This is a genomic window from Nocardioides sp. ChNu-99 (genome assembly GCF_029493445.1).
In the GTDB taxonomy this organism is placed as follows: Bacteria; Actinomycetota; Actinomycetes; order Propionibacteriales; family Nocardioidaceae; genus Nocardioides.
Genome location: NZ_JAHWBL010000024.1, coordinates 36,658 through 52,659 on the forward strand (window position 1 = coordinate 36,658; position 16,002 = coordinate 52,659).

Consider the following 16,002-nt stretch of genomic DNA (forward strand, 5'->3'; position numbering starts at 1 on the left):
GGGCCTCAGAAGAGGACTCCCGAGGGGGCCAGCGAGCCCGACCGGGCAACTGATTGACGGATTCGATCCGTGGCCTGTACGGCCGCCCCCGCGTTCAGCAGCCTTTGGGTTAGTTCGGGCTCAACTAGTTGCAGGTCCTCGTCAGCGTCGAATGTCTGCCATGCGCTGAATCTTGCTGTCGAGGCGCAACTGGTCGGGAGTCCCCGCGAAGACCTTGATCGCGTCGTATAGAGCGCGGTCGGCTGCGCGTGTCAGTTTGGGCTCGAGCAGTCCAAGGAGGGTGGTCCACTGTCGGCGTCCGACCTGGGTTCCTAGGAGGCTTGCGATGCCGGGGTCTGTGAATGCTCGGAGGGCTCGGCCTGCCTGTGTTGGGTCGAGCGCTCCGAGCATTTGCGTGTAAGAAGGGATTGCTCCGGTGGATACACCGCTGCCGTTGCCGAGGTAGGCGCCGACGACGGCGCCGAGGTACTTCTTCTCGATGGACTGGGGTACGTCTCCATGGGTGCCGATGAGTTGTGCCAGCCGTTTGGCGGGAGCTACCTCGTTGTAGAAGTTGTCCCATCCGTTGTGAGCGGCCACCAGAGCATCGATCGCGGCGTCGATCTCCACCACGCGGATCGGGTCGGGAAGATATGCCGCTCCGTCGACCAGGTCTAGCAGCTCTCGGGCAGCAGTCGCCTGGTCCATTTCGGCGTTCGCCTGGAAGCGGCCGTAGCGCGTGCCAAAGCCGTAACGGGCGTCATCGCTGACGAAGTCCCACAGTTCGGGCCACAGGAGGCGGACGTTGTCAGCAACTACGGCGACGCGTTTCGGGTCGATGTACAGGCCGAAAAGCCCGGCGGCCAGGGTGTCGGCCCGGTCGGGGGGGAGGTCTTCGAAGAAGGCAGAGGTAGATGCGACCTGCGCGGCGTCGAGTCGATCGCGCTTGATGTTGCTGAGAAGACGGCCCGTGGTGGCGGTGATCGGGTCCTGAGGAAGGGTGATGACTTCCCTGATGCACGTCTCCAGCCACGAGGCCAGTTGGAGTCCAGTCAGGTTGACCTGGTTGGGGTGAGCGGCGCTGGCGTGGTTGCGCATGTAACGGACGTGGTCGACCTGCGTGAAACCGACGTCTGAGAGCAGTCCGATCTCGCGTGAAGCACGGAGCAGGTCAGCATCCTGCACCCGGCGCAGGTCATCGGCATCCTTGAAGTGCTTGCGCATATCGCCTTGGACGGCAATGTCGTAGAAGTAAGCGATGTCGTATCCGATGACGCGACGGCGCAGCTCGTTTACGGTTTCGTCCCACAGATAGTTGAGGGCAGCGTCGAATAGCCCAACGGCTCCTGCAACGATCATCTTGCTGACGTAGGTGGAGCGGTCCCGGTCCTCGTCGGGAAGTCGCCGCAGTGCGCCGCCTACGTTTGAGAGAAGAGTGTGGCGTTCGTCGAGCTCGACGAGGACCTCGTTCGTGGGTAGTCCGACGGCGTCGAGTTGCTCGAGGATGGTCGCTTCGAACCTCTGCAAATCAGCGACGATGTCCGCCGCGGATGCCTGTCCATCCGGCGTCGTCGGCGCTCGGCGCTCCAGCTCGCTCACGTGCACACTCTAGGACGCGGAGCGGCGGGCTGGCGGCTGCTTCACATCCGCGGAGACCGTCGGGGGGCGGTGCGTGGAGCGTCAGGGTCGATCGGACGGGGCCGCCTCTCGACCGCCGGGTCGAGCTGAGCATCGGGTGCGGGCTCGGGATTGGGGATCGCCGAGCGGTCGCGGAGTCGCTGGCGTGCGCGGGCCTCGCGGAGGATCGCGCGGCCGTCAGGTCCGGCGGGCTCGTTGCCGGGCGCGACCGCGTCGAGGAGCGCGGCGGCGTATGCCTCGGCCGACGCGAAGTCGTGGGTGTCGGTGCTGGCGATCGCGGCCGCGAGCGGGCGGGGGTCGTTGCGGGTGAGGTCGCGGATGGCGGGCCACCATGCGGCGCACGTTGTCGGCTTCGCCCGACCTCGGGTGGACGGCCAACGCGGCCTCGACGCCACCGGCATCCGCAGCTGCGCCAGCAACGGCGAGCGTCACGAACTCCGCCCAGTCGCACGGCGCCGTCTCCGACGGATGGGACCGCCACTCGACCTGACCGTCAACGCCGACGCTGCGCTCCACTGTGGGCCGTCGCAGCCGCGCGCCGGCAGCGAGAGCCGCGATCGCCGCCTGCAGGTGGGCGGCGTAGTCACGGCGTCGCACCTCGGCCGGGTCGAGCTGGACCGGCGCGCCGGCCGGGCCACCGTTCCCGGCGCTGCTGATCTCATGTTCGCCGGCGTTCTCGCCAGGTCCGATCGCGGAATTGTTCATGGTCCTGCTCCAATCAGGTCCACGCCTCCGGGGGCTCTTCTCCTCGCCCGGGGCCGTTCTAGTTCTCGTCAGTCTGCTGCAGCCGAAGGGCCCGGCTACTCGTTCTCCACAGCGTCCGTGGAGCGAGCCAGGGGAGCCGGTCACGATGCACGGTCTCAGACGCCGGGGACAGTCGCTTGCCGGACGGTGGAGAGCGGACCGCCACTCCTCCTTGCCGGTGGTTAGCGCGTCCGGACGTGATTCACGAGTTCTTGACGTCGCTGAGCGAGATCGGCGGTGGCGCGCTCGGTGACGTCGGTGTCGAACTGCCTGCGACCAAGAAAAGCGAGTACCACGAACCAGCGCACTTTCCCTGTTTTCACCCCGGCGTGAGCTTCCACGAGAGCCATCGCGGCGGACACCACGGCTTCTGCGCTCGCGATGGTTGCGGGATCGCTTGAGAGCCGCACCCTCGCGGCTGCCCGTTCGAGCGCGATGGTCTCTTCGTACATCGGATTCAGCAGGCCAGCGAAGTCCACTGGCACCATGACGCGGGCGAGTCGGGCGAGCAGCCCGTGGATCGATCCGACAGCTGGGCTGATGACGGCGAGTTGGTTCGATCGCAACACCACGGAGCTTGACCTCACCAGCACTTCTTCGATGGCGCCGTCCTCCTCACGCCGGTGATCTTCACTGGTCTGATGGCGGGCCTGCCAGATGATCGCCGAGACCGCAGCGGCCGCACCGATCACTGCCGCGATCAACGAAGTTAGTGCGCCAATCCAGGCTTCCGATGTCATGCGCGCGACACTAGGTTGCCGAACCGACAACGGTGCCGACATTAGATCAAGCCCGGTTGTGTCCCTTGACTCGCAGAGATGCTCGGCAATCACGAGCGGACGAAACGGCGGTAAGTGCGAGGCAGAACTTCACGTTTTCACCGCCGTCCGATCTAGACGGCTGCGCTCAGCCATTACCAGTGTCAGCAGTCCCGCATATCATCATTCTATGGCGCAATGCACAGCACCGTCTCAAGGTCACCGCACGGCGAGTGGGCGGGCGAACTGTCCTGCATGCGGGGGTAGAGGTGGCTACTACCGCTCCTCGTCTTCGTCCTACCCGTCCGTCGGCGGACCGTCGTACGGCAGCAGCAGTGGATCGCGGTCTGGCAGCTCGTTTGGAGGCGGTGGCGGAGGCTCGCGACGAACCAGGGCGGGGCGGTCGGTGTCGTACACCCCGACCGAATGGCGCACCGTCGAGCCGTTCGCCAAGAAGGCCAGCGAGCAGGCTCAAGAGCACCCGGAACGTCGCGACCTCTTCTTGTGTCATGCCTGGGACGACCGCGAAGGGAGTGCGAGAGAGCTCCACGGCCACCTAAAAGCGAACGGCGCAACGGTGTGGTTCAGCGAGGACGACCTTCCCCTTGGTTCCCTCATGATCCGCGAGATCGACAAGGGTCTGCGAAACTCCCGCGTCGGGATCGTTCTGGTCACACCCGCACTACTCAAGAGCATCGAGAGCGAGGGAGTAGCCGAGAAGGAACTCGCCGTGCTCTTGTCGACTCGCCGCGTTGTTCCCGTCCTACACGGAGTGAGCTTCGGCGACCTCAACAATGTCAGCCCCATGCTGGCGTCACATGCGGGACTGAGCACCAAGGAATCCTCGCTAGACAACGTTGCAGCGAAGATTGCCGCCGCCGCCGCCGCTCTGCCTGCGGCCTAGGCTCGCGGCGGGTAGCGCCCCGTGCGGAGGTGGGCAGCCGACAGCGCGCGCCGCGCCCAGGCCAATGATCAAGAGGGGCCAGGTGTCCGTCTTGACGGGTGAGTGGGAGAACTTCGTCGAATCGCATAGCGAGGTTGGCCCGTGAGCGATCGAGTTGCGTTCACCTCAGGCCCGATTCGAGTGCTGAATGACGGGTCCGTCTGGGAGTTCGATGGTCGACGTCGCTATCTGGACGACGCCGGAGTCGGCGTGCACATCGAAGACCTCCGAACAGTCAGCGGCGTTCATATCAAGCACGCCCTGCGGAGGGCTGAGGCGCACGTTGGGGACGTCGACCTGCAGGTCTATGCCGAGACGGATGTCGACATCGACTTCGAGTACGAGCCGCCGTCGAGCGTCAGCTTCACGCTTGCGCCATCCGGTGCCCTCGTCCTGACCGTCGACGTCTACGGCGTAGCGCCCGAGGAAGAGCGCCCGACAGGGCGTTGCTCTGCTCAAGCTGCGCCTTTGCTAGCCCGGCGGAACATGTGGATCGAGGCTGACGACGAAGACTTCGCCCAGTACCGCGGCAACCTGTGGCACACACGGCTGACCGTCGGATTCCACCTTCGCGGCCAGCTGGCATCGGACCTGGCCCAGACCGGGCTCGCCGTTGCCGAGCTGCTGAACGCAAGCGAAGGAGGTCTCACCCGACAGACCTGCGCTGATCTCATCCGAGGAGGCTTCGTCACCGCACTCCTAGGCACGGAGGAGGGTCCGTGGCTCGAGGTCAAACGCGAACACTACGACCTCAGAAACATCCCAGGGAAGATCAAGATTGCTAGGGCCGCGGCCCAGTTCGCCAACAGCGACGGCGGTCTCGTCGTAATCGGTCTCGCCACCAGAAAAACTGGTGGCATCGACACCATCAACGCAGTCACCCCCAACCCTCCAGATCCAGGGATCCGGCGTAAATACATCCAAGCCCTGCAGAACCACCTCTATCCACCCCCCGAGGGCATGACCGTAGAAGTTGTGCAGGCGGAGGGGCCGGCCGGTGCCGGCGACCTGGTCCTCATCGACATCCCACCGCAGCCGCGAGAACTTCAGCCCTTCCTCGTCCACGGCGTCGTCATAGACGGACAGACCCACGCCTCTCACATACTCGTCGTCGAGCGACGAGGCGACGAAGGCCGAGCAACGAGCGTGCCCGCCCTGCACGCCGCACTGGCCGCAGGCAGAGCGCTCTTACGGCACGGTCTCGTTCCCGAGGCCCGCCGGGATCCACTCGAGACCAAGACGTCGCCTCGCACCGGTCCTTGAGACCGTTGCGGCCGACGAGCTCGTTGCTGGGCAACAGCGATGGCCGAGCGCCACGAAGGCCGCCGATAAGTTACCTTATGTCAAGCGATTGCTGACCGTGTCGGATGGGTGCCGGACTTTGTCGCGCTGCCCACGAGTTCGAACGCTGGCGGTGAAGAGGGGGCGCCTAGGCGGCGCCCCCTCTTCACTGTCGTCGCGGCAGCCAAACGAGCCCCTGCGAGCTCAGTGCTAATTGTTGCGTAGATCCGATCGACGCCAAACCCATAGAGCACCTACGAAGATTGCAATGGGTACTGCCGCGAACGACAGGATCCAGGCGCCAAAAGACAGCTGGGCCAATATGATGTACAGCGCGTCCAGTCCCACAAAGAGCGCCAGCACTGTGAAACTTGTTGCGATGAGCAACAGTAAGACTCCGACCGCCCGGAACGGCCCGTTACGCCCGCTCATCTGCGCTCCCCTTCGTGAATTGGCAGTGGCAATCTGTGTTTATTGCCTGACGAGCACACAGCCTCAAGGCTGACTCTCGTGGCTCAGATGATACCCCCTTCAGTACTGACCCTCTCGGCCACCCATAGCCGAGTGACAGCCCGCAACAAGGCACCCGATGTCTTGTGCTCTCTTTCGATAGACGGTCGAGTAGTTTCGTGCGACCCCGCGAGACGTGCGTCCAATGTAGACCTCCCAATCGGGCATTCCAGAGTGGCTTCCGGATCGAATCGCGAACCACCCATCGCGATACACGTTCAGCGTAAATGCCGCTTGAATCGAACCGTCTGTAACTCGAGTGCAGAACGGGTCACGGCCCTGCATCTGGAATCGAAGGTCAATTTGGCGTGAAGTCCCCTTGAGTTGCCGCGCATAGATATTGCTCGTTCCAGCCCTGCGCGAAGCTACTTGAGAGCCGTTGGATCCCCGTAGTACGACAGTGCTGCCAGCGCCGCGGCTGGTGCCGCGCATGCCAGGGTTGCGGCCGTCAAACTGCCCGTGGGCCGTCAGGAAGATTCGAGACGACTCTCGCTCACTCGAGTAACCTCTATTGTCTCCCTTGTAAAGATACCTAGACCCCGTGTACTTGCAAGATGTGAACCGGGACAGAACGCCTGGGATTCCGACAGTTCGCTGCCGAATGAACGCTCGAGCGAGACAAGCCACATCCCATCCGGAGGTTCTCGTTCGTTCAGCCAGGCTCGCCGCTACCAACGTCCTGGCCGGGTACAGCTAGGCGCCACGGGACGCCTCCGACGTTGGTCGTCTTGAACGGGCGCGACACCCCGACGGCGCTGACGTCCTGCTGGAATCCACCGCCGTCGCGATCGCCACCGGCGCGTCGATCACAAATCTGGCGGGGCCCCTCTTCGCGGTACGGTCCTACGCCGCTATCGCGTCCGCTCAGCCGGTGGGGGCCGCCGTCGCCCAGGCGTTCGTGGCCGTCGACATGGCTGGGCTCGACGAGGGGTGGAAGTTCGAAAGCATCGCCTGTGAGGGCGTCGACACCTCGACCATGATCCTCGTGCGGGTGCCGCCGCCCGGCTCGGCCCCTCCCCCGGCGGTTCAAGGCCCTGGTGTCGCGGCGGGCTACATCCGTGGCCCGCCGCGAGGCCGCCGCGGACGCTGTTCGTCATCTGGGATCGGCTTTCGCGGGTCACGACGAGCGTCGTCGATGGCGCGAACGGCCCCAGCGTCGGCCGCGCCGTTCGACGACGGCAGGGCGGAATGACGCCGACCGGCGTCGGCTGGCCGCACCCCGGCGGGTGAGGTCTCCGCCAGGATGGCGGCGGCGTACGCATCTGGTCCAATGTCGGTGGATCGTGCGGCGACGACGTCGAGTGCGTCGTCGAGTGCGTCGACGAGCGCGTCGGCGTCGGTGCGGGCGAGGTCGCGGAGGGCAGCCCACGCGTGCGTGGCGGCGACCTCGACCGCGCGTTCGGGGCCGAGACGCTCGACGAGCAAACGGTCCGCCATGGCGGCGCTGCGGCGTGCGCCGTTGAGGGCGGCGTAGAGGCGGGTCCAGAGGGCTGCGGCGGCGTGCTCGTCGGGGAGAGGGCTCCCAGCGAGGGCGCCGATGAGGAGCTGGTCGACGACCGCGGCCTGGTCGACGACCGCCTGGGCGACGGGGAGAACCTCCTCAGGGACCGCATCGTCGGCGGCGGTCGTCGGTTGGGTCACGCTGGCCGCGTTCTCCAATTGGAGGGACAGTGCCGCGGCCGCAGCCGCGTCCCGTAGCGCTGCACCTGCCCAGGTGTCGACGTCGCCGGCGAGGTCCTCGAGGCGGGCGGCGAGGACGGGCCACCACGGGTCGGAAACGAGGGCGTCGAGCGCAGCGGTCGACGCGGGTGCGGTGCCGGCGCCGAGGGCGGGCAACAGGCCCGCGTCGTTGAGACGTGCGAAGCGGCGTGCCCAGGCGTCGGCCGAGCGGCCTCCGGCGCGCGGTTGCAGTCGCGTGGCGCGGGTGAGGAGCCGCGTGTAGTGGGTCCGTTCCGCGCGGTCCGTGGGTCGGGGGCCTGCGGGGCGCAGGTCCTCCTCGGGGACGTCGTGGGCGGCTCGCCAGACCGCTAGATCGGCTACGAGCGCGCGTGCGGGGTCGCCGCCCTTGGTCGTTGCGCCGTCGACCGCAGTGGAGTGTGGGAGGTAGGGCTGTGCCCAGGCGGGCGCGTTCTCGTGGGTCCACGTGGCGGCCTCGCCGGCGACGTCGGCCGCTTGCTCGCGCACGTCATCGACGCGGCGTGCGAGCCAGGCGGCGGTAACCGGGTCGTTGTGCTCGAGCCGGTCGCGAAGGGCCTCGGGAACTGGCGGCAGCCAGGGCAGCGGACCGCCGGCGGGGATGCTGCGCTGCAGGCGGGTCAGGACGAGCGCCGCGGGATCGGCGACGGGGCGGCCGTCGAGCTCGGCGGGCAGGTCGATGAGAGCGGGCCGGAGTCGCGCGAGGCCTGCGCCGGGGCCGTCCTCGAGGTCGCGTAGCGCGAGCCACGCGCTTAGGTGCTGCCACGACCGGGACTCGCTGAGCGCCCCGACGGCGCTCTCCCGGCCCTCCGGGCTGTCGGGGCTAACACCGCTGGCTTCTGCGTAGGCCTGGTCTGCGTGCTGGGCCAGGCGGGTCATCGCGTCGGCGCCGAGCTGGAGCTCGGCGGCGCGCGCGGTCGCGTCGAGGTGGACCGCAACCGCCGCGGCGAGCCGCTTCGGCGCGGAGGTCTCGTCGCGGTGGGTGCTGGTTGCTGAGGTGGCGGAGCCGTCGCGACGCAGTACCGCGTAGAGGGTCTCGGCGGCCGAGCGCTGCTGGAGGTTCTCGGGGCGCAGCATGTTGTGCTCGTTGCCGTCGCCGCTGGCCACGACGTGCGCGGTGTTGCAGGCCCGGCCGCGGGTCAGTGCGACGTAGGCGGCCTGACGGTCCTCGCGGCCGTCGATGAGGGCGTGGGTGGTGTCGACGGTCTGGCCCTGGGCGCCGTACACGGTGGTGGCGTAGCCGAGGTCGACGTCGCGGGCGACGTAGTCGGCGGGCAGCGTGATGGTGCGTCCGGTGCCGTGGTGGCGGGCCCGAAGGCCCCCGTCGCACAGGACGCGCTGGACCGTCCATCGGTCGCCGTTCTTGACGAAGTCGGTGGCGGTGACGGTCAAGGTGCGCTCGTTGCGACGCGTGACGATGGTGTCGCCGGCACTGGCCTCGAGGCCAGCCGCGAGGGCGACAGCAGGCGGCCCTGCAGGGCTGGTGTGCGCCTGGTGGGGTGCGTTGTCGGGGCCGGTGAGGCGGTGGAGCCGGGCGAGGCGGTTGAGGGCGGTCACGTCGTCGTTGGTGGCCGCGATCATGAGCGCGTCGAGGCCCTGGTCGACGTCGTGGCGCCACGCGGTGAACACGTCGTCGGTGGCGGTGGTGGTGCTGGTGGTGCGCACGCGGTCGTTGTCCAGGAGCCACCCCAGCGCCTCTTCGGCGTGTCCCTCGCGCATCGCTAGGGACGCCTCGGCCTCGCCCGCGGTCTTGAACCGTACGACGTCGACGAGCGTGCGGTTCGCGCCCGCGGCGGCTTCGATGTCGCGTAGGACTCCGCCTGCGCCGATGGCGGCGAGCTGCTGGTCGTCACCGATCAGTCGGACCACCGCGCCGCGGCGTTGAGCGGCCTCCACGACGACTGCGAGGTCGCGGGCGCAGGCCATGCCGGCCTCGTCGACGACGATCATCGTGCCGGGCTGGACCTGGGCCAGCGGCCCGTCGGGCGAGGCGCCGTTGAGGATCTCGTAACGCAGCTTGGCGAGGGTGTCGGCTCGGGCTCCGATGGAGTCACCGAGCACCGTTGCGGCGGCAGCGGAGGGCGCCAGCGCGAGGACGCCGCCCCCGTTGTGACGCCACGCGGAGGCGGCGGCGCGCATGGCGGTCGTCTTGCCGGTGCCGGCCGGAGCGACCGCGAGACGCACGCGCGCTCCGCCGGTGACGAAGTCGTCGACGAGTGCCCGTTGGCCCGCGTTGAGGTCGACACCGCCGTTGGCGACCTCTTCCATGAGGGCCACCGCGACCGCGGTTCGCGGGACCCGCAGATCTGTCTCTTCGGTCGCGGCAGCGACCACGGTCTGCTCGGCGGCGAGCACGCTGGTGGTCGTGAACAGCGCGGCGCCCGGGGTCGAGTACTGCGAGGTCCCGTCGGCTCGAGCGAATGCCTCGGGCACGGGCGCGCCGCTCTCCGAGCCTCCTGCGCCGACTCCCAACGCGACGGCCGCCTCGACGCCACCGAGAGTCCCGGAGTCATCGGTCCCGGCGAGCTGCTGACCGGACAGCGCGAGGTCGACGACGGCGCGCACGGTGCGATCGAGCGCTGCCGGCGCCACCTGCAGAGCCCGCACCTGTCGCAACGCTTCGGCGGTCACGTGCGGCCGCTGGAACGTCGCTCGATCCTCGATGACCCGGGCCAACACCGACGCCGCGAGCGTCCGCAGCTGCTGGTCGTCGACGACGTCGCGTTGCGCGGCCCGCTGCCCCCGGCCCTGCTCCACGAGGCTGCTTACGAGGCCATCGACGGCTTCCTCGGCACCGAGCATGTCGACGGCCTCGCGTCGCCACTGCTCGCGCTGCTCGGCCTCGGAGCGGTGCTCGTGCTTGGCCTCACGGGTCGCCAGGTTCGCTTCCTGGGCGAGGGCCAGCATCTCCTTCGTGCTCGGGATGCGGCCGTGCTCGGCGCGGAAGTCCGCAGTCAGCACGGCGAGCTGCGCGTCGATCGCGGTGCGTCGTTGCGACCACCGTTGCATCAGGTCGCGGGGCACCCCGACGATCTCGCGCACGGCCCGCTTGGCGTCGCGTCGCGCCTCGGTGGCCTCGGCCCACCGCACGCCGAGACGGGTGCTCAGCTCGGCCTCCAGTCGCGCGTTGTAGCGCTCGGACGCGGCCACGGTGTGCTTGTAGAGGACCTGTCCGTCGATGGCCAGCCACGCTCCGTCGCTGGGGTCGCGGACCTTGTTGGCGATGGCCACGTGGGTGTGGAGGTCGGGGTCCCCGGACCTTGCGTCGCGGTGCAGGAACGCGGCGGCGATCACGCCGTCGACGTCGACCGTCCGGACTCCACCGGCCCCTCGTCGGGTGTAGATGACCTCTTTCTCCAGCCATTCGATCGTGTCCTTGACGGCCGCCTGGTGGGCCTCCTCGATCGCCGCAGCAGTGCCCCTGTCGGCGATGGCCCACAGCGTTGAGACGCTCTTGACCGGCGAGAAGGTGAGGTCGTAGCCCGCGCAGGCCTGCTCGGCTGGGCGGGACTCGCGGGCCATGAAGCCGGACAGCTCGCGGCCACCAGGTGCGGGCGGGCGCCCGTACTTCTCCTCGAACAGCTGCCGCGCAACAGTCGTTCGGATCTCGGTCCGGACGTCGTCCGGGACCGCGGCGTTGCGCGGCTGCCCCGCCTCGACGTTGTAGGCCTCGTAGGCGCGCGAGCAGGCGATCGCGAGCGCACCTTCACGGCTCGGGGCAGCGAACTTCCTGCCGAGCGCAGACGCTGCGCTCGCCTGGCGGGCGGCTGCCGACGGCTCCCGTCCAGCCGCCACCGCGGCCTGCACCACGGCACGCTCCAGCGCCTCGGCGTTGGGATGGCGTCCCTCCCCGAACAGGGAGCGCATCTGGTCTCCGTCGACCGTCGCGCCGGCGTTCACGCCCTCCAGGTGCGACAGTCCACGGCCGAACCAGTGGCCCGGCCGTTCGCCCTTCTCGGTGTAGTAGTCGCTGAGTGACTGCCGCCCGGTGAGGTCCTGGTCGGCCGCAGCGGTCTGACGGACCAGGTACTGATACCCGTCCCCCGCAGACAGCTTGTGCAGCGACATCACGAGCACGACGGTACCGCGTCTCGCAGAGTGCAAGAGGTGTGTAGGACTTTAAGGTTTCAGAATGTGGTGCTTGCTGCGAAGTGTTTGAGGCGGCGTGGGGCTATGGCGTGGGGCGGTCGAGTTGTAGCGTGAGAACTCGACATCACTCGGGAGATGGGGAGAACGGCTATGGCTCGGTCAGCACAGGTCACCGCCCGTGAGCGCGCACGCGAAGCGGTCCGCCGCCGCGAGGCCGAGCGCGCGGCCCGCGAGCGCCAGGTACATCAGGAACTCACCAACTACTTCGCGGGTGAAGAGAAGGTCGACGAAGGCACGCGCCTGATGAGCGAGGCCGTGTCCCGCCTCATCGACGAGCTCGGGGAGTCGCCCGCCGACGTCGCGGCTCTGCTCGACGTCGAGGTCCGCGAGGTCAACCGACTCAAGCGGGCGGTGGCGAGCGAGGTGGACGCAGCGCCCGCGTCGGCGTCCGGTCAGAGCGACAACAGCGCTGGCGGCGGCGGGGGCAAGGACGACTCGGAGGCCACGGCGCAACAGGGCGACGGAGACAGCACCGAGCACCATGGAGCGCCGGACGCCCCCGAGAGCGTGCCGGCATGAGCCCCGACGAGCACGAGGCCGCGCGCACTCCGTTCCCCGTGGGCGAGCCCCAGCTGCGTCCCACCGTGAGGACTCCCGTCGACGACGAGGGCGAGATCGTCGAAGTCGTGTCCGCAGCACCCGCCACGCGAGACGTGGCTGTCGACGAGGGCCCGGACGGGGGCCCGGACGGGGGCCCGGACGGGGGCCCGGACGGGGACAGGGACGGCGGCGCCCTCGATGCGTTGCCCGACGACCTGGCGGACGCGGTGTACCGCCAGCACGTCACCGACCCTTCCGACCCCGGGCAGCGGGCCGCTGCCCGGTCAGCGCTCGTCTCTGCCGTGCGCACAACCGCCAGGGGGATGCGCAACACCGCCACCCGGCTCGACCGTGTCGCCGAACGACTGTCCTCCGCAGCGGTCGCACAGATGGACACCAGCGCCGCCGAACGTCAGTTCGCTGGCGCCGACCACCGACACCGCAGCCGCGGCCCGGTCCAGCGGTAGCCTTCACTCCGACCCGCCGTCAGACAGTGAGTGACGTCGACGCCGAGGACACGTTCCTGCGAGCGGTGTTAGGTCAGCCCGGGGTGCGGCAGCGGTTCTGGAGCAAGGTCGTCCTGGTGCCCGGCAGCTCGTGCGCGTGGTGGGTCGGCGCGATCGCGGACGGGGGGCACGGCCGGTTCTGGCTCGGCTCATCAGCGAGGCGTCGCGACGTCGTGGCCATCGCGCACCGCGTGGCCTACGCGTTCGCCTACGGCCCCGAGGCCCTCGACCAGGCAGCCCTGCTGACCCACTCGTGCGACAACCCCCTGTGCCAGAACGTCGAGCACCTGCGACCCGGGACGGAGTTCAGCAACGCGTGGGAATGGTCCGTCCGCCGCCACCGCACCGGAGGTCCGCTGCGTGACGTGCGAGGGGCAACCGGGCGCGCACGAGCGGCGCGGGCCGTGATCCTCGGCGGAGGGTCACTCGCTGAGGTCCTACAGGCCGGAGACCCCGATCAAGATCAGGGAGCGCTCTTCTGATTCCGTGGAATCACTCCTACGGGTGTGGACCCTCGCCCAACTGCTCAGCGCGAGCGGTACCGCGGCGTAGGTACTCCTCGTAGTCGATCGCGCCCCCCGCGTAGGCGGTCAGCAGCTCAACGTCCTCGCGCTCGATCACGCGGCCCTCATGCCACGACGCGGCAAACGCCTGGCGCACCCCATTGCGCTGACTAGCGGTCAAGGGCTCGAAGAACTCGGGCCACCGCTCCTCAATGTCCAACGTCTCCCCCATGACTCCCACTCTTCTTCTCGTCGTCCTAGTTGGCGTCCGTGGTTGGGTCGGCGGTCTCGGCCGCGGTGGTGTCCGTCGCCGTCGCCGGCCGGGGCGTCGAGTTGGCGCTGAGCGCGCGCACAACGCTGGCCCGCGAGACCCCGATGGTGGCCGCGACCTGGTCCAGGGTCAGACGGTCCTCGTCGCGCAGCCGGCGAGCGGTCGTGACCCGCTCCGGGGTCATCACCCGGGGCCGGCCGCCACGTCGACCACGCGCCCGGGCGGCCGTCAGGCCGGCGCGCGTGCGCTCCACAATCAGCTCGCGCTCGAACTCGCTCAGCGCGCCGAACACGTGAAACACCAGCCGGCCACCGGGAGTGGTGGTGTCGGGTCGTGCGTGGGGCTGCATAATGGGATCTGAACCGCGGTGGGGACCCGAGACCCTGCCGCGGTTCTGTGCTTCTGCCGCGCATCTTCGCCGTGCGAGTTGGACCTCCACCTCGGCCGCCAACCCGTCCAGGGACAGGCCGGGCGCGCAGGATGCATAGGCTGATGCAGTGGAATCGGACTCCATCGCCCTCGACGCTGAGCTGGGTCGGCTAGCGCTGGTCGGGGACATCGAAGCTCACCACGACAGTGAGCTCACGGACCTCATCAGCCGGTACAGCGACGGCCATCGTCACGACCTGCTGCTGGACCTGACCGCGGTCACGTTCTTGCCCAGCTCGATCGTCGGCACTCTGCTCCGCGCGCGCATGCTCGCCGTCCGGAACGGGGTCACGGTGACGTTCACTGCTCGAGCAGCGACCGTGCCCAAGCGTGTACTCGAGGTGTGCGGCATCCCCCACGAGGTCATCTTGTGACCCAGTGCCGCGCGGCCGGCGCGTCACGAGCGCGTCGGATCGGCGCGGGAGGCGCCCGTGGGTGACCAGTCCTGGCACAGCGTCGACCTTCCCCACGGCCGCGATGCGGGGCCCCAGGCGCGTGGGCTCCTGCGCGCAGCACTAGGTCCCGACGGTGCAGCCCTGCCGGACCACGCGCTGGCTGACGTGCTGATCGTGGCTGGCGAGCTGGTGGAGAACGCCGTAGACCACGGCGAGCCCAGCGCACTCGGGGCGATCCAGTTCAGCTGGCGCCTGCACGGCGCCCGTGTCGAGGTCTGCGTCGTCGACTCCACCAGCGGCCCCGGGTTCTCCCACGAGGCGCGAGACATCTTTGACCTGGACTCCGCCCGCGGACGGGGTCTGATGATGGTCGATGTCATCAGCGAGCGATGGGCCGTCGAGCAGGACCCCACGTCGGGCACGACTGCTGTCTCGGCGGTGCTTAGCGTCGGCTGATCCGCGCAGGCGGGGAAGGGGGCCAGTAGCCCGAACCAGCTGTCCACGGCCGCGGCGGTCCAACTTCGCGCCAACGCATGTCTGGCCCGCTACATTTCTGCTCGTCGACTTGCTCGACGCTGCGCGGTGGTCGAGACAGGAGAAGCACCAGTGAGCGAACTGATTTCCGATCCGGCTACGTTCGCGAAGGTCGCGCAAGAGCTCCACACCGCCGAGGCGGTCGGTGGCCGTAACCGTGATCGGGGTGCGACGGCAGTCGGCGCTACGGCCGACACGACAGCTGAAGCGATCGTGGCGCGCGCATTGAGCTTGATCCCCGGCGCCGAGCACGTCAGCCTCACCCTGCGGGTCAGCGGCGGCTACAAGAGCCTTGCCTTCACCGACGAAACGGCCCGCCAGGCCGACGCCCTGCAGTACGCGCTTCGCGAAGGCCCTTGCCTCGAAGCGACCAACGAGGCCGGCTGGGTGCGCAGCGGCGACGTGGGCGTCGATCCCCGGTGGCCGACCTGGGGACCACAGGTCGCTCAGCGCGCCGGAGTGCGCTCGATCCTCGCGCTACAGCTGACCCACGGCGACCACCTCTCGGGCGCCATCAACATCTTCAGCGACCAGGCCGGGCACTTCGCCGACCGCGAGCTGATCGACACCGCTTGCATCTACGCCATGCACGCCTCCACCGCCCTCAACAGTGCCCGACTCACTAGCGAGCTCCGCACAGCCCTCAGCAGCCGCCACCTCATCGGCATGGCCCAGGGGCGACTCATCGAACGCCTGGGACTCGACCCCCACAGCAGCTTTGAGTACCTGCGCCGGCTCTCCTCCACCCACCAGCTCAAGCTGCGCGAGGTCGCCGAGCACGTCCTCGCCGACAAGCCCCTGCCACCACCGCCCGGCGGACCGACCCACTGATGTACGACCTCGAGGCTGAGCACCAGGTGTGCAGAGGGGTACCAGCACCACAGGTGGCCCCGGTGTCCGGACATCGATGGTCGTTAGGCCCCGCCATCTAGACCACAGGCGGCGGGGCCGCCCCGTCGACACACCCCCAGGTTCACAGTCGACACATCCGCAGGCTCACAAACGACCGTTTGTGGAGCCTGCAGCTCGCGTGAGCATGGTCGGGCTAGGTGAGTTCCTCTTCGAGTTCGTGACGGTTGGCGCGCGAGGGGTGAAAGCGCTGCACCTCGACCGCCACCGGTTGGGGG

General features: G+C 68.6%; 13 protein-coding genes. 8 read left to right on the forward strand and 5 right to left on the reverse strand.

The window, feature by feature from the left end:
• Positions 1-141: 141 nt before the first annotated feature.
• Both KK617_RS10050 and KK617_RS10055 read right to left on the reverse strand, forming a co-directional pair.
• Positions 142-1,578 (reverse strand): hypothetical protein, encoded by a 1,437-nt coding sequence (locus tag KK617_RS10050; protein ID WP_277499857.1) that lies wholly within the window; start codon positions 1,576-1,578, stop codon positions 142-144.
• A 965-nt stretch (positions 1,579-2,543) separates the two neighbouring features.
• Complete coding sequence (locus KK617_RS10055) at positions 2,544-3,101, reverse strand: hypothetical protein (protein WP_277499858.1); 558 nt, start codon at positions 3,099-3,101, stop codon at positions 2,544-2,546.
• A gap of 424 nt (positions 3,102-3,525) precedes the next feature.
• On the opposite strand from KK617_RS10055, the gene KK617_RS10060 reads away from it, so the two are divergent.
• The gene (locus KK617_RS10060) at positions 3,526-4,023 is read left to right on the forward strand and encodes a toll/interleukin-1 receptor domain-containing protein (RefSeq protein WP_277499859.1); all 498 of its coding nucleotides are present in this window, start codon (positions 3,526-3,528) and stop codon (positions 4,021-4,023) included.
• 141 nt (positions 4,024-4,164) lie between these two features.
• Positions 4,165-5,325: an ATP-binding protein gene (locus tag KK617_RS10065; protein ID WP_277499860.1), complete on the forward strand. Its 1,161-nt coding sequence runs from the start codon at positions 4,165-4,167 to the stop codon at positions 5,323-5,325.
• A 1,578-nt stretch (positions 5,326-6,903) separates the two neighbouring features.
• Here KK617_RS10065 and mobF read toward each other — a convergent pair.
• Positions 6,904-11,616 carry a MobF family relaxase gene (gene mobF, locus KK617_RS10070; RefSeq protein ID WP_277499869.1) on the reverse strand — a complete coding sequence of 1,571 codons (4,713 nt, stop codon included), beginning with the start codon at positions 11,614-11,616 and terminating at the stop codon, positions 6,904-6,906.
• 171 nt (positions 11,617-11,787) lie between these two features.
• Here mobF and KK617_RS10075 point away from each other — a divergent pair, with 171 nt between their 5' ends.
• From KK617_RS10075 to KK617_RS10085, 3 genes are read left to right on the forward strand one after another with little or no spacing between them, the layout of a single operon-like run.
• Positions 11,788-12,216, forward strand: coding sequence for a hypothetical protein (locus KK617_RS10075; protein WP_277499861.1), 429 nt, complete (start codon positions 11,788-11,790; stop codon positions 12,214-12,216).
• Positions 12,213-12,704: a hypothetical protein gene (locus tag KK617_RS10080; RefSeq protein ID WP_277499862.1), complete on the forward strand. Its 492-nt coding sequence runs from the start codon at positions 12,213-12,215 to the stop codon at positions 12,702-12,704. The genes KK617_RS10075 and KK617_RS10080 overlap by 4 nt, the downstream gene beginning before the upstream one ends.
• Positions 12,705-12,730: 26 nt before the next feature.
• Positions 12,731-13,225 carry a hypothetical protein gene (locus KK617_RS10085; RefSeq protein ID WP_277499863.1) on the forward strand — a complete coding sequence of 165 codons (495 nt, stop codon included), beginning with the start codon at positions 12,731-12,733 and terminating at the stop codon, positions 13,223-13,225.
• Between the two features lie 16 nt (positions 13,226-13,241).
• Here KK617_RS10085 and KK617_RS10090 read toward each other — a convergent pair whose 3' ends face one another.
• On the reverse strand, positions 13,242-13,478 hold the full coding sequence (locus KK617_RS10090; RefSeq protein WP_277499864.1) for a hypothetical protein: 237 nt from the start codon (positions 13,476-13,478) through the stop codon (positions 13,242-13,244).
• 25 nt (positions 13,479-13,503) lie between these two features.
• Positions 13,504-14,076 carry a recombinase family protein gene (locus KK617_RS18680; RefSeq protein WP_346812965.1) on the reverse strand — a complete coding sequence of 191 codons (573 nt, stop codon included), beginning with the start codon at positions 14,074-14,076 and terminating at the stop codon, positions 13,504-13,506.
• On the opposite strand from KK617_RS18680, the gene KK617_RS10100 reads away from it, so the two are divergent.
• The 3 genes from KK617_RS10100 (at position 14,015) to KK617_RS10110 (ending at position 15,706) form a co-directional block, all read left to right on the forward strand.
• Positions 14,015-14,320, forward strand: coding sequence for an STAS domain-containing protein (locus KK617_RS10100; RefSeq protein ID WP_277499865.1), 306 nt, complete (start codon positions 14,015-14,017; stop codon positions 14,318-14,320). The genes KK617_RS18680 and KK617_RS10100 overlap by 62 nt on opposite strands.
• A gap of 57 nt (positions 14,321-14,377) precedes the next feature.
• On the forward strand, positions 14,378-14,797 hold the full coding sequence (locus KK617_RS10105; RefSeq protein WP_277499866.1) for an ATP-binding protein: 420 nt from the start codon (positions 14,378-14,380) through the stop codon (positions 14,795-14,797).
• A gap of 150 nt (positions 14,798-14,947) precedes the next feature.
• On the forward strand, positions 14,948-15,706 hold the full coding sequence (locus tag KK617_RS10110; protein ID WP_277499867.1) for a GAF and ANTAR domain-containing protein: 759 nt from the start codon (positions 14,948-14,950) through the stop codon (positions 15,704-15,706).
• Positions 15,707-16,002: the final 296 nt, after the last annotated feature.

What these genes read in the sequence shown, in the direction of transcription:
- KK617_RS10055 (WP_277499858.1), bottom strand. Translation starts at nt 3,101, where the DNA reads ATGACATCGGAAGCCTGGATTGGCGCACTAACTTCGTTGATCGCGGCA.
- KK617_RS10075 (WP_277499861.1), top strand. Translation starts at nt 11,788, where the DNA reads ATGGCTCGGTCAGCACAGGTCACCGCCCGTGAGCGCGCACGCGAAGCG.
- mobF (WP_277499869.1), bottom strand. Translation starts at nt 11,616, where the DNA reads ATGTCGCTGCACAAGCTGTCTGCGGGGGACGGGTATCAGTACCTGGTC.
- KK617_RS10080 (WP_277499862.1), top strand. Translation starts at nt 12,213, where the DNA reads ATGAGCCCCGACGAGCACGAGGCCGCGCGCACTCCGTTCCCCGTGGGC.
- KK617_RS10090 (WP_277499864.1), bottom strand. Translation starts at nt 13,478, where the DNA reads ATGGGGGAGACGTTGGACATTGAGGAGCGGTGGCCCGAGTTCTTCGAG.
- KK617_RS18680 (WP_346812965.1), bottom strand. Translation starts at nt 14,076, where the DNA reads ATGTCCCCGACCAGCGCTAGCCGACCCAGCTCAGCGTCGAGGGCGATG.